Source organism: Pseudomonas sp. RW3S2 (assembly GCF_014268955.1).
GTDB classification, from domain to species: domain Bacteria; phylum Pseudomonadota; class Gammaproteobacteria; order Pseudomonadales; family Pseudomonadaceae; genus Aquipseudomonas; species Aquipseudomonas wayambapalatensis.
Genome location: NZ_JABWRM010000008.1, coordinates 12,319 through 25,515 on the forward strand (window position 1 = coordinate 12,319; position 13,197 = coordinate 25,515).

The following is a 13,197-nucleotide window of genomic DNA, read 5'->3' on the forward strand; positions in this document are numbered from 1 at the left end:
TGCTGCGCGTGCCGTTACGCCGCCTTGGCGGCCTGCTGGCTCAGCGAGCGGTTCAATGCACTGAACAGCGCCTTGAAGCTTGCGGTGGTGATGTTCTCATCGATACCCACGCCATGCACCGGACGACCGCCGGCCACGCGCAATTCGATGTAGGCCGCGGCCTTGGCATTGGTGCCTGCACCGATGGCGTGCTCGTTGTAGTCCATGATCTCGACTGCAATCGGCAGCCCGGCTACCAGGGCTTCGAGGGCGCCGTTGCCCTTGCCGCGCCAGTGCAGGGTGGTCTCGCCTTCACCGGCGACTTCCACTTCCACGGCACTGTTGCCGTTCTCTTCCTGCAGGCGATGGCTGACCAGTGCATAAGGGGCGTTGGCCTGCAGGTACTCTTTGTGCAACAGGCTGTAAATCTGCTGGGCGGTCATTTCCAGGCCGAGACGGTCGGTTTCGCCCTGAACCACCTGGCTGAATTCGATCTGCATGCGGCGCGGCAGGCTGATGCCGTATTCCTGTTCGAGCAGGTAGGTGATACCGCCCTTGCCGGACTGGCTGTTGACGCGGATGACCGCTTCGTAGCTACGGCCGATGTCGGCCGGGTCGATCGGCAGGTACGGCACTTCCCACAGCTCGCCATCCTGCTGCTTGGCGAAGCCCTTGCGGATGGCGTCCTGGTGCGAGCCGGAGAAGGCGGTATGCACCAGATCACCGACATACGGATGACGTGGGTGCACCGGCAACTGGTTGCACTCTTCGACGACCTTGCGCACGCCGTCGATGTCGGAGAAGTCCAGTTGTGGGTCGATACCCTGGGTGTAGAGGTTCAGCGCGAGCGTGACCAGGTCGACGTTGCCGGTACGCTCGCCGTTGCCGAACAGGCAGCCTTCGGCGCGGTCGGCGCCCGCCATCAGGCCCAGCTCGGTGGCGGCGATGCCGGTGCCGCGGTCGTTGTGGGTGTGCAGGCTGATGATCACGCTGTCACGGCGGCTGACGTTGCGGCAGAACCATTCGATTTGGTCGGCGTAGACGTTTGGCGTGGCGACTTCCACGGTGGCCGGCAGGTTGAGAATGATCTTGTGCTCGGGGGTCGGATTCCACACCTCGATCACCGCGTCGCACACTTCCTTGGCGAACTCCAGCTCCGTGGCGCTGAAGGTTTCCGGCGAGTACTGGAAGGTCCAGTGCGTTTCCGGCTGCTGGGCGGCGTACTTGACGAACAGCTTGGCTGCGTTCACCGCGATGTCCTTCACGCCTTGCTTGTCCTGGTTGAAGACGATGCGGCGGAACGCCGGGCATGTGGCGTTGTACAGGTGGACGATGGCCTTCTTCGCGCCACGCAGGGACTCGAAGGTGCGGGCGATCAAGTCTTCACGGGCCTGGGTCAGTACCTGGATGGTGGTGTCGTCCGGGATGTGGCCGTCTTCGATCAGGGTGCGTACGAAGTCGAAGTCAGTCTGCGAGGCAGACGGGAACGACGCCTCGATCTCTTTCACGCCAACCTGCACCAGGGTTTTCCAGAAACGCAGCTTCTTCTCGGCGTCCATCGGCTCGATCAGCGACTGGTTCCCGTCACGCAGGTCGGAGCTGCACCAGATTGGCGCCTGGGTGATGGCCTTCGACGGCCAGGTACGGTCTGGCAGGTCGATGGTCGGGAAGGCGCGGTATTTCTTCGACGGGTCTTTGAGCATGGTCATTTGGAGCAATCCTTTAATGTGCGGCCTGATCGGGCCTGCCAAGCGATAACGAGATGAAGAGGCGAGGCGACGCGGTTCACCCAGGTAGTCGTGCACTGACCAGGCAAAGGCTGCGGTGTTGGCGGAGCAGAATGAGGGTGATCGAGGTTTTCATGCCCTCAACCCTAACCAGTGGGAGTGGGAGATGGCAAGTGTTCGAAAAAAATTGAGAGGAATGCTTAAAAAAAGCTTATGGGTGAGATTTTATGGCTGTCGTTTGATTGTTATTGATTTTTTATTGTGCCGAGGTTTGTTGCTGCGCAAGGTGATGCGACTGCGGCGCGGCCATCGCGGGACAAGCCCGCTCCCACAGGAAATCCCCGGTGTGAGCGGGCTTGTCACCGATCTCAGGGCTGGAACGCTCCGATGAAGATCGCCGGGTCCACTCGAGCATCGTTCAGGCTGACGTTCCAGTGCATGTGCGGCCCGGTTGCCCGGCCCGTGGAGCCGACCTTGCCGACCACGTCGCCGCGGCGCAGCACCTGCCCCGGTTGCACATCGACCTTGGACATGTGGCAGAACATGCTGATGAAGCCCTGGCCATGGTCGACGAACACCGTGCGGCCATTGAAGAAATAGTCGCCAACCAGGATCACCTTGCCGTTGGCCGGGGTCTTGATCGGGGTGCCGGCGGGCACGGCGAAGTCCAGCCCGGCGTGGGGGTTGCGCTCCTCGCCATTGAAGAAGCGGCGCACGCCGAACTTGCTCGACAGGGGGCCGTTGACCGGTTTGTCGAGGATCAGGTTGCTCGGCATGCCCGGGCTGAAGCTGCGGTATGCCTTGACCTGCTCGGCCAGCTCGCGGTCGATGCGCTTGAGGTCATCCGGCTCGGGATTGACCTGGCGCTTGTTCTTCAGCGTGATGTGCTGCTCGGGGTATTTCTTGCTGCCCACGCTGAAGGGCAGGGAGCGTGCGCCCTGGGTGAGGGTGGCTGTGCCGGGTTTCTGCGTCAGCGGGATACCAACGATGGCCAGCCAGGTGTCCTGTTCCTTGACCACCAGCACCGGCTTGCCGTCGAAGCGCGCGCTCGGTGCACTGGCGGCGGGGCCGAGGTCGACCACCGCCACGCCACCGGGGACTGGCTTGTTGAGGGTGCGGGTGATGTAGCTGGCCTGGGCCGTGCTGGCCAGCAGCAGGGCGCAGAGTGCGAGCAGGGGGGCAAGCAGACGGGGCATGTGTCAGTCCAGTAGAGAGAGGGTGACCGGAGTCTGGTGGTTGTCTTCGACCCGAACCTGCAGATCGCCTTCGTTCAGGCGCGCGGTCAGGCGCTGGCCGTTGCGGGTCTGGGCAGCGCTGCGGATGGCCTGGCCGCGTTCGTCGAGCAGGATGCTGTAGCCGCGGGCCAGGGTGGCCAGCGGGCTGACCACCTGCAGCGTCTGCAATTGCGCCTGGAAGCGCTGGCGGCGGTCCTTGAGCGTTTCGCGCATGGCCCGCGGCAGACGCTCGGCGAGGCTGTCCAGGCGCTGTCCGAGCAGCTTGAGGGTGCGCCCGGGATGCTGCGCGGCCAGGCGCGTGTCGAGGCGGCCCAGGCGTTGCTGGCGCTGGTTCATGTCGAGCATGAAGGCGCGGCGCAAGCGCATGTCCAGGTCATCCAGGCGCTGGGCCTGCTGGCGCAGGCGTTCGCCGGGGTGACGCAGGCGACGGGCCAGGCCTTCCAGGCGCAGGCGATCGTGGCTCAGGCGGTGCTGCATGCGCAGTAACAGGCGCCGTTGCAGGCTGTCGAGGCGTTGCTGCAGGCCGCTGTTGTCAGGTGCGAGCAATTCGGCGGCCGCCGAAGGGGTCGGGGCGCGCACGTCGGCGACGAAGTCGCTGATCGACACGTCGGTCTCATGGCCCACCGCACTGACGATGGGGGTCACGCAGGCGGCGATGGCACGTGCGACGGCTTCTTCGTTGAAGCACCAGAGGTCTTCCAGCGAGCCGCCGCCACGGGCCAGGATCAGTGCATCGAAACCAAGGCTGTCGGCCAGTTGCAAGGCGCGGACGATCTGGCCGATGGCTTCGCGTCCTTGTACTGCCGTGGGGACCAGGTTCAGCTCGACTTGCGGTGCACGGCGGGCAAAGACGCTGATGATGTCGCGGATCACCGCGCCGCTTGGCGAGGTGACGATGCCGATGCGGCGCGGGTGAGCCGGCAGCGGCTGCTTGCGTTCGGCACTGAACAGCCCTTCGTTGCCGAGCTTTTCCTTCAGCGCCTCGAAGGCCAGGCGCAAGGCGCCGTCACCGGCGGGCTCGACGGTATCGACGATCAACTGGTAATCGCCGCGCCCCTCGAACAGCGAGACCTTACCGCGTACCTTGACCGCCAGGCCGTCACGCAGGGCCTGGCGGACCCTGGCAGCGTTCTGCCGGAACAATGCACAGCGGATCTGGGCACCGCTGTCCTTGAGGGTGAAGTACAGGTGGCCGGAGGCCGGGCGGGCGAGGTTGGATATCTCGCCTTCCACCCAGACACTGCGGAACACGTCTTCGAGCAGCACACGGGCGCGGCCGTTGAGCTGGCTGACGGTGAGGACCTCGCGGTCCAGGCCGAGTCGTTCGAAAGGGTCTCTGATCATGGCGGGCATGATAAGGGGGAGGGTGGGGGGGGTATCAAGGGGCAGAGGAGGTTGGGCGCAGATAGCATCTGGGCGGTCTGTGGCCTGGCTTGGGATTTTCGGGGATCTTGAGATCGAGCGCCGCAGAATCCAAGCCAGGCCCCTTGAACCCCCTCACGCCTCTCGAGCCCCCGCCAATTCCTGTAAGCTCCAGCCCACCCCCAAAGGACTGCCTCAGGACCCGGCACGATGCTCGAACTTCTCCCCGCCACCCCACTGGAATGGCTCCCGATCCTGCTGGCCATCGCCGCCGCCTACGTCGTCTTCGGCATCGCCGGCTTCGGCACCGCGCTGGTAGCCGGCCCGGTGCTGATCCACTTCATGCCGTTGTCGCGGATCATCCCCCTGCTGGTGCTGCTGGACTTCGTCGCCGCCTTCGGCAACCTGCTGCCCTCGCGCCGCGATGTGGTTCGCGGCGAACTGCTGCGTTTGCTGCCGTGCATGGCAGTGGGCTGTACACTGGGCGTGGTGTTCCTGTTGCACCTGAAATCCGACCTGCTGCTGTTGCTGATGGGCCTGTTCGTCACCGCCTATGCCATCTACAGCCTGGCGGTGAAGGTCCGGCCGGCCAGGCTGTCGGGCCTGTGGGCGGTGCCGATGGGCACGGTGGGCGGGCTGTTCGGTGCGCTGTTCGGCAGCGGCGGCTTCCTCTATGCGATCTACCTGAGCGCCCGGCTGGAGGTGAAGGAGCAGGTACGCGCCACCCAGAGCGCGCTGATCAGTTGCAGCACCCTGGTGCGCCTGTCGCTGTTCCTGATTGCCGGGGTCTATGCCGACGCCAGCCTGTTGATGCTGGCAGCCTGCTTGCTGCCTGTGATGTTCGCAGGGCTCTGGGTCGGCAGGCGCCTGAGCCTGAAACTGTCCCGCGAAGCCTTCGTGCGGCTGGTCACCTGGCTGGTGCTGGCCAGCGGGGTGGCGCTGATCGGTCGCTACCTGAGCGGCTGAGCAGGGCGTAGACTTACGCGATTACCGCAGTCTCAGGCCCGTCCCGTTCATGAACACCCAGAGCATCATCGTCCCCAAGCAGTCCACCGTTCCGGTTCACGAGGCCCGCGCACGGGCGATCCTGCGCTGGCTGGTGCGCGAGAAGATCGTCGAGGAGCAACTGAGCACCTGCGGGCGCACCGGCAATCGCATGGGCCACGCCCTGGCCCAAGGCGCGCGCAAGGTGGCGCTGCATCCCGAGAAACTGCCCTTCGGCGAGCCAGTCAACGGCCTGGAGGTGATGCTCAAGCGCTGCATCTATACCCCCACCGACGGTTTTCGCGAGGAAGCGGGATGCCCTGAGTGTCGGCGTGAGGTGGGCGAGCCGCTGTTCGAAAGTCTGGAAGAGTGGATGCCCGGAGTCAGTGACAACTTCACCTGCCCGCTGTGCGGCTTCGAGGATGACATCAACGGCTTTCTGTATCTGCAACCCTGTGCCTTTTCCAACCTGGGGTTCATCTTCAACAACTGGGGCGAGGCCGGGTTTACCCAGGCGTTCCTCGACAGTTTCGCCGACTGGCTGGATCAGCCGGTCGCCGTGGTGCAGGTGAAGGTGGCCTGAGCGGCAGGAACTGGACCGAAGGCCCCTTTTTTGCATTGAGCGGCGCGCCATGGATGAGTATAATGGCGCGCTTCCATTTTTCCCGCACGGGAGCCCCCGCGATGCTGCGTATCAGCCAAGAAGCCCTGACCTTCGACGATATCCTCCTTGTACCTGGTTACTCCGAGGTACTGCCCAATGAAGTCAGTCTCAAGACCCGTTTGACCCGTGGCATCGAGCTGAACATTCCACTGGTTTCCGCCGCCATGGATACCGTGACCGAAGCGCGCCTGGCCATCGCCATGGCTCAGGAAGGCGGCATCGGCATCATCCACAAGAACATGACCATCGAACAGCAGGCCGGCGAAGTGCGCAAGGTCAAGAAGTTCGAGGCTGGCGTGGTCAAGGATCCGATCACCATCGATGCCGACGCCACCGTACGCGACCTGTTCGACCTGACTCGCCTGAACAACATCTCTGGTGTTCCGGTGCTGGAGAACGGTGACCTGGTCGGTATCGTCACCTCCCGCGACGTGCGTTTCGAGACGCGTCTGGAAGCCAAGGTACGCGACGTGATGACCCCCAAGGAGCGTCTGGTCACCGTCCGCGAAGGCGCCGACAAGAACGAAGTCCGCGAGCTGCTGCACAAGCACCGCCTGGAAAAAGTCCTGATCGTCGACGACAAGTTCGCCCTCAAGGGCATGATGACCGTCAAGGACATCGAAAAAGCCAAGGCCTACCCACTGGCCAGCAAGGACGACCAGGGTCGCCTGCGCGTCGGCGCTGCAGTCGGCACCGGCAAGGACACAGGAGAGCGTGTCGCGGCACTGGTTGCCGCTGGCGTCGACGTGGTGGTGGTCGACACCGCACACGGCCACTCCAAAGGCGTGATCGACCGCGTTCGCTGGGTCAAGGAGAACTACCCGCAGGTGCAGGTGATCGGCGGCAATATCGCCACCGGTGCCGCCGCCAAGGCCCTGGCCGAAGCCGGCGCCGATGCGGTCAAGGTCGGCATCGGCCCGGGCTCGATCTGCACCACCCGTATCGTCGCCGGTGTCGGCGTGCCGCAGATCAGCGCCATCGCCAACGTCGCCGCAGCACTGGAAGGCACTGGCGTGCCACTGATCGCCGACGGCGGTATCCGTTTCTCCGGTGACCTGTCCAAAGCCATCGTCGCTGGCGCCTCGTGCGTGATGATGGGCTCGATGTTCGCCGGTACCGAAGAAGCCCCGGGTGAAGTCGAGCTGTTCCAGGGCCGTTCGTACAAGGCATACCGTGGCATGGGCTCGCTGGGTGCCATGGCACAGGCGCAGGGTTCTTCGGACCGTTACTTCCAGGACTCCTCGGCCGGTGCCGAGAAGCTGGTTCCGGAAGGTATCGAAGGCCGCGTCCCTTACAAGGGTGCCCTGGCTGCGATCATCCACCAGCTGATGGGCGGGCTGCGTTCCTCCATGGGCTACACCGGCAGCGCGACCATCGAAGAGATGCGCACCAAGCCGGAGTTCGTGCGCATCACCGGTGCCGGCATGGCCGAGTCCCACGTGCACGACGTGCAGATCACCAAGGAAGCCCCTAACTACCGCGTAGGCTGAGGCTTCAGCAACAACCGAGAGCGGGGCTGTCACGAACAGCCCCGCGTCGTTTCCGATTTCCACTGACGAGATTGAGTCATGGCCCTCGACATTCACGCTCACCGAATCCTGATCCTCGATTTCGGTTCCCAGTACACCCAGCTGATCGCCCGCCGCGTGCGCGAGATCGGTGTCTACTGCGAACTGCACCCGTTCGACATGGACGATGAAGCGATCCGCGCCTTCAACCCGCGCGGCATCATCCTGGCCGGTGGCCCCGAGTCGGTCCACGAAGCCAACAGCCCGCGTGCACCGCAGGCGGTGTTCGACCTGAACGTACCGCTGCTGGGCATCTGCTACGGCATGCAGACCATGGCCGAGCAACTGGGCGGCAAGGTCGAAGGTTCCGAGCTGCGCGAGTTCGGTTACGCCCGCGTCGACGTGGTCGGCAAGAGCCGCCTGCTCGACGGCATCGAAGATCATGTCGACGCTGACGGCGTACTGGGCCTGGACGTGTGGATGAGCCACGGCGACAAGGTCACCCAGATGCCGGGCGACTTCCACGTGCTGGCCAGCACCCCGAGCTGCCCGATCGCCGGCATGTTCGACGATGCCCGCGGCTACTACGGCGTGCAGTTCCACCCGGAAGTGACCCACACCAAGCAGGGCGGTCGCATCCTCTCGCGCTTCATCCAGGACATCTGCGGCTGCGAAGCCCTGTGGACCCCATCCAACATCGTCGAAGACGCCATCGCCCAGGTGCGTGAGCAAGTCGGTTCGGCCAACGTCCTGCTGGGCCTGTCTGGCGGCGTCGACAGCTCGGTGGTTGCCGCGCTGCTGCACCGCGCCATCGGCGACCAGCTGACCTGCGTATTCGTCGACAACGGCCTGCTGCGCCTGCACGAAGGCGACCAGGTGATGGCCATGTTCAAGGAGAACATGGGCGTCAAGGTGATCCGTGCCGATGCGGAGCAGCAGTTCCTCGACAACCTGGCCGGTGAGGCCGACCCGGAGAAGAAGCGCAAGATCATCGGCCGTACCTTCATCGACGTGTTCGATGCCGAAGCCAGCAAACTGGAAAACATCCAGTTCCTCGCCCAGGGCACCATCTATCCCGACGTGATCGAGTCGGCTGGCGCCAAGAGCGGCAAGGCCCACGTGATCAAGTCGCACCACAACGTCGGTGGCCTGCCGGAGGAAATGAACCTCAAGCTGGTCGAGCCGCTGCGTGAACTGTTCAAGGACGAAGTGCGCAAGATCGGCCTGGAACTGGGCCTGCCGTACGACATGGTCTACCGCCACCCATTCCCGGGCCCAGGCCTGGGCGTGCGCATCCTCGGCGAAGTGAAGAAAGAGTACGCCGACCTTCTGCGTCGCGCCGACCACATCTTCATCGAAGAACTGCGCAAGGCCGACTGGTACCACAAGACCAGCCAGGCATTCGTGGTGTTCCAGCCGGTGAAATCGGTCGGTGTGGTCGGCGATGGCCGTCGCTACGCCTGGGTCGTCGCGCTGCGCGCCGTCGAGACCGTGGACTTCATGACCGCACGCTGGGCGCACCTGCCGTACGAGCTGCTGGAGACTGTCAGCGGCCGTATCATCAACGAGATCGACGGTATCTCGCGGGTGACCTACGACGTGTCGAGCAAGCCGCCGGCGACGATCGAGTGGGAATGATGTGAAGAGGGCGCCGCAAAGGCGCCCTTTTTGTTACCGCCGCGCAATATCCGAAAAGTAGAACTTGTCCAGCGTATGCCGCGACTCGGTGTACTCGAATTGCCGCCCATCCTGCAGGAACGTCTGGTTGCTCACCACGATCACGTGACTCTGCCCGTCCAGGTCGAGCAGGGCCTTGTCGTCCTTGCTGCGCGGCTGCGCCTCGATGGTGCGGCGGGCGTAGCTGATCTGCAGTTGCAGGGTCTGCTCGATGTAGGCGTAGATCGAATGCCCGGCAATCGCCTGGTCCAGCCCCGGGATCAGGTCGGCGACGAAATGGTTGATGTCCAGGATCACACGTTTGCCATCAATGCGCCGCACCCGCTTGATACGAGTGATGAGGCTGCCGGGTTCGGCTTCGATGTGCTGCAGCAGGGCGCCCTCGAGCGGGAACTGGCTGAACTCGACCACCTCGGTGCCGACATCGTCGCCCAGGTCCAGGTGCGTCTCGTGAAAACTGACGATGCCGCCGAGCTGGAACTCGATCGGGTTGGGTGAGAGCACGAACGTGCCCTTGCCGTGGATCTTCTGCGCGAAGCCGCGCTCCTGCAGTTGCTCGATGGCCCGGCGGACGGTGCCGCGGCTGGCCTGGTAGGCGTCCATCAACTCGGTTTCCGAGGGCAGGCGGGTGCCGCGCTCAAGGCGTTCGGTGGTGATGCTGGCAAGCAGATCGCTGTAGATCTGGTTGTATTTGCTCATGAGATGGCTCTGTGCCGCGTCCGCGTTCAAGCCAGGAACCTTAAGGGGGCCGGGGCCGTTTTGTCCATGGCCGAGGTGTCGTTGTGCCCGGTTGAAAATGACATTTTACAACTCGTACAGACGAGTTGTTGCTTTAACTCGTCTGTACGAGTACTTTTGCTCTCGGCGTGCTGCCACAGAACTCTGCATAACAAGAATTCCAAAAATGGAAGAACAAGCATGAGCCACGATTACCCGCAGATTGCCCGCGACCTTCTCGAGAGCCTCGGGGGCCGCGACAACCTCGAACAAGCTGCCCATTGCGTAACCCGCCTGCGTCTGGCGGTGAAGGACACGGCCCAGGTCGACCGCGCCGCGCTCGCCCGCATCGACCTGGTCAAGGGCTCGTTCTTCACCGGCGGGCTGTTCCAGATCGTCATCGGCCCTGGCGAAGTGGAGCGGGTCTATGCCGCGCTGCGCCAGGAAACCGGGATGGCGGCCTCGACCATCGCCGACGTGAAGAAAACCGGTGGCGATAAGGCCAACGCCATGCAACGCCTGGTTCGGGTGTTCTCCGATGTGTTCATGCCGATCCTGCCGGCGCTGATCATTGCCGGCCTGCTGATGGGCGTGAACAACCTGATGGGCGCCAAGGGCATGTTCATCGAGGGCAAGACGCTGCTGGAGGCGTACCCCAATCTCGACGGGCTGTGGAGCCTGATCAACCTGATGGCCAACACCTCGTTCGTGTTCCTGCCAGCGCTGGTCGGCTGGTCGGCGGCCAAGCGCTTTGGCGGCAGCGAGATCCTCGGTATCGTGCTGGGCCTGATGCTGGTGCACCCCGATTTGCTCAACGCCTGGAACTACGGCAAGGCCGTCGCAGGTCTCGACGGCCAGAGCCTGCCGTACTTCGACATCTTCGGTTGGTTCCAGATCGAGAAGGTCGGCTACCAAGGGCAGATCCTGCCGATTCTGATGGCCGCCTACGTAATGAGCGTGATCGAGAAATGGCTGCGCGCCCGGGTGCCGAATGCCATCCAGCTGCTGGTGGTGCCGATCACTACCATCGTCTTCACCGGCGTGCTGGCGCTGGCGGTCATCGGCCCGGTCACCCGCCACCTGGGCATCCTCATCACCGAGGGCGTGGTGACCTTGTTCGACCTGGCGCCCATGGTCGGCGGGGCGATCTTCGGCATGCTCTATGCGCCACTGGTGATCACCGGCATGCACCACATGTTCCTGGCCGTGGACCTGCAACTGATCTCGACCCAGGGTGGCACCTTCATCTGGCCGATGATCGTCATGTCCAACCTGGCCCAGGGCAGCGCTGCGCTCGGGGTGTTCTACATGAGCCGCAACGCACGGGACAAGAGCATGGCCTCGACCTCGGCGATCTCGGCCTATTTCGGCATCACCGAGCCTGCCATGTTCGGCGTCAACCTGCGCTTCAAGTTTCCCTTCTACGCCGCCCTGCTGGGCTCGGCCCTGGGCAGCATCGTGCTGTCGCTGAATAAGGTGCAGGCCTCGGCAATCGGTGTGGGCGGGTTGCCGGGCTTCATCTCGATCATTCCGCAGTACATCCCGACCTTCATCCTCGGCATGTTCGTGGCCATTGTCGTGCCGTTCGTCCTGACCTGCGCCCTGAGCGTGAAGATCGTCCGCCCAGGCTATCGCGTCGCCTGACCCTGCAATCGTCGTCGAGGAATCCACCATGCAAGACTGGCAACACCAGGTGATCTACCAGATCTACCCGAAAAGCTTCCACAGCCACGGGGGTAATGCCACCGGTGACCTGCTCGGCGTGGTCGACAAGCTCGACTACCTGCAGTGGCTGGGGGTCGAGTGCCTGTGGCTGACACCCTTCCTGCGCTCGCCCCAGCGCGACAACGGCTATGACATCAGCGACTACTACGCCATCGATCCCAGCTACGGCAGCATGGACGATTGCGACCTGCTGATCCGCGAGGCCGGCAAGCGCGGCATCAAGCTGATGCTCGACATCGTGGTCAACCACACCTCGATCGAGCACGCCTGGTTCCAGCAGGCACGCAGCAGCCTCGACAACCCTTACCGCGATTTCTACATCTGGCGCGACCAGCCGAACAACTGGGAATCCAAGTTCGGCGGTTCGGCCTGGGAATACGAAGCGCAGACCGGCCAGTACTACCTGCACCTGTTCGACCACACCCAGGCCGACCTCAACTGGGACAACCCCAAGGTCCGCGCCGAGGTGTACAAGCTGATGCGCTTCTGGCGCGACAAGGGCGTGGGCGGCTTCCGCCTGGATGTGATCAACCTGATTTCCAAGCCCGCCGACTTCCCCGAAGACCACAGCGATGGCCGACGTTTCTACACCGACGGCCCGAACGTGCACGACTACCTCCAGGAAATGCACCGCGAAGTCTTCGAAGGCCACGACCTGATCAACGTCGGCGAGATGTCCTCGACCACCCTGGAGCACTGCGTGCGTTATTCCAGCCCGGCGTCGAAGGAGTTGTCGATGACCTTCAACTTCCATCACCTGAAGGTGGACTATCCCAACCTGCAGAAGTGGGTGAAGGCCGACTTCGACTTTCTGCAGCTCAAGCGGATCCTCTCCGACTGGCAGGTGGGCATGCAGGCCGGCGGCGGCTGGAACGCCTTGTTCTGGTGCAACCACGACCAGCCGCGGGTGGTCTCGCGTTTCGGCCACGACGGCGAATACCGCGTGGTGTCGGCGAAGATGCTCGCCAACGCGCTGCATTTCCTTCAGGGCACGCCCTTCATCTACCAGGGCGAAGAGCTGGGCATGACCAATCCGGGCTTCGAGCACATCGACCAGTACCGCGATGTCGAGACGCTGAATATCTTCCGCCTCAAGCGCGATGCCGGGATTTCACAAGCCGACAGCATGGCGGCGATCATGCAGAAGTCGCGCGACAACGGCCGTACGCCGATGCAGTGGACTGCCGGGGCGCACGCCGGTTTCAGCAGCGCCGAGCCATGGATCGGTGTTGCAGCCAATGCCGCGCAGATCAACGTCGAGCAGCAGTTGGACGATCCCGACTCGGTGCTGCACCACTACCGCGCGCTGATCGCCCTGCGCCGTCGTGAGCCGCTGATCCAGGACGGGGTGTACCGCCTGTTGCTGGACGACCACCCGCACGTCTGGGCCTACCTGCGCGAGGGCCAGGGCGAGCGCCTGCTGGTGCTCAACAACTTCTACGCCAACCCCTGCCAGATCCGTCTACCGGACGGCCTGATTGTCGATGGCACCGAGCAGCGCGTGTTGATCAGCAATTACCCCGACTGCCCTCAGCGTACCGCCAGCATTGCTTTGCGGCCCTACGAATCGTTCGTGCTGCACCTGAAGGACTGAGCCTTTGCAATACCCCCGTCCGGGA

Annotated in this window: 10 protein-coding genes; 6 read left to right on the forward strand and 4 right to left on the reverse strand. The window is 63.7% G+C overall.

Annotated elements, in window-relative coordinates; all coding sequences use genetic code 11:
* Positions 1-14 precede the first annotated feature (14 nt).
* From leuA to xseA, 3 genes are all read right to left on the reverse strand, one after another.
* Entirely contained in the window at positions 15-1,688 is a 1,674-nt protein-coding gene (gene leuA / locus HU748_RS12930; protein ID WP_186667975.1) for a 2-isopropylmalate synthase, read from the reverse strand.
* A 386-nt stretch (positions 1,689-2,074) separates the two neighbouring features.
* Entirely contained in the window at positions 2,075-2,902 is an 828-nt protein-coding gene (locus HU748_RS12935; RefSeq protein WP_186711603.1) for a M23 family metallopeptidase, read from the reverse strand.
* A gap of 3 nt (positions 2,903-2,905) precedes the next feature.
* Complete coding sequence (gene xseA / locus HU748_RS12940; RefSeq protein ID WP_186720636.1) at positions 2,906-4,285, reverse strand: exodeoxyribonuclease VII large subunit; 1,380 nt, start codon at positions 4,283-4,285, stop codon at positions 2,906-2,908.
* A 228-nt stretch (positions 4,286-4,513) separates the two neighbouring features.
* Here xseA and HU748_RS12945 point away from each other — a divergent pair, with 228 nt between their 5' ends.
* The 4 genes from HU748_RS12945 (at position 4,514) to guaA (ending at position 9,097) form a co-directional block, all read left to right on the forward strand.
* On the forward strand, positions 4,514-5,269 hold the full coding sequence (locus HU748_RS12945; RefSeq protein ID WP_186720638.1) for a sulfite exporter TauE/SafE family protein: 756 nt from the start codon (positions 4,514-4,516) through the stop codon (positions 5,267-5,269).
* A gap of 49 nt (positions 5,270-5,318) precedes the next feature.
* A complete protein-coding gene (locus HU748_RS12950; RefSeq protein ID WP_054895166.1) occupies positions 5,319-5,870 on the forward strand; it encodes a hypothetical protein in 552 nt (183 codons plus the stop codon).
* Between the two features lie 101 nt (positions 5,871-5,971).
* Positions 5,972-7,441, forward strand: a complete 1,470-nt coding sequence (gene guaB / locus HU748_RS12955; protein ID WP_054895167.1) for an IMP dehydrogenase — start codon at positions 5,972-5,974, stop codon at positions 7,439-7,441.
* 78 nt (positions 7,442-7,519) lie between these two features.
* On the forward strand, positions 7,520-9,097 hold the full coding sequence (gene guaA, locus HU748_RS12960) for a glutamine-hydrolyzing GMP synthase (protein ID WP_186720640.1): 1,578 nt from the start codon (positions 7,520-7,522) through the stop codon (positions 9,095-9,097).
* 33 nt (positions 9,098-9,130) lie between these two features.
* Here the strand turns inward: guaA and treR are convergent, their stop codons facing one another.
* Positions 9,131-9,835, reverse strand: a complete 705-nt coding sequence (treR, locus tag HU748_RS12965) for a trehalose operon repressor (protein ID WP_186720642.1) — start codon at positions 9,833-9,835, stop codon at positions 9,131-9,133.
* A gap of 219 nt (positions 9,836-10,054) precedes the next feature.
* Between treR and treP the strand changes: the two genes are divergently transcribed.
* Complete coding sequence (treP, locus tag HU748_RS12970) at positions 10,055-11,497, forward strand: PTS system trehalose-specific EIIBC component (protein ID WP_186720644.1); 1,443 nt, start codon at positions 10,055-10,057, stop codon at positions 11,495-11,497.
* A 28-nt stretch (positions 11,498-11,525) separates the two neighbouring features.
* Positions 11,526-13,172 (forward strand): alpha,alpha-phosphotrehalase, encoded by a 1,647-nt coding sequence (gene treC, locus HU748_RS12975; protein WP_186720646.1) that lies wholly within the window; start codon positions 11,526-11,528, stop codon positions 13,170-13,172.
* Positions 13,173-13,197: the final 25 nt, after the last annotated feature.

Coding starts and splice junctions, on each gene's coding strand:
- leuA (WP_186667975.1), bottom strand. CDS start 1,688: ATGACCATGCTCAAAGACCCGTCGAAGAAATACCGCGCCTTCCCGACC.
- HU748_RS12935 (WP_186711603.1), bottom strand. CDS start 2,902: ATGCCCCGTCTGCTTGCCCCCCTGCTCGCACTCTGCGCCCTGCTGCTG.
- xseA (WP_186720636.1), bottom strand. CDS start 4,285: ATGATCAGAGACCCTTTCGAACGACTCGGCCTGGACCGCGAGGTCCTC.
- HU748_RS12945 (WP_186720638.1), top strand. CDS start 4,514: ATGCTCGAACTTCTCCCCGCCACCCCACTGGAATGGCTCCCGATCCTG.
- HU748_RS12950 (WP_054895166.1), top strand. CDS start 5,319: ATGAACACCCAGAGCATCATCGTCCCCAAGCAGTCCACCGTTCCGGTT.
- guaB (WP_054895167.1), top strand. CDS start 5,972: ATGCTGCGTATCAGCCAAGAAGCCCTGACCTTCGACGATATCCTCCTT.
- guaA (WP_186720640.1), top strand. CDS start 7,520: ATGGCCCTCGACATTCACGCTCACCGAATCCTGATCCTCGATTTCGGT.
- treR (WP_186720642.1), bottom strand. CDS start 9,835: ATGAGCAAATACAACCAGATCTACAGCGATCTGCTTGCCAGCATCACC.
- treP (WP_186720644.1), top strand. CDS start 10,055: ATGAGCCACGATTACCCGCAGATTGCCCGCGACCTTCTCGAGAGCCTC.
- treC (WP_186720646.1), top strand. CDS start 11,526: ATGCAAGACTGGCAACACCAGGTGATCTACCAGATCTACCCGAAAAGC.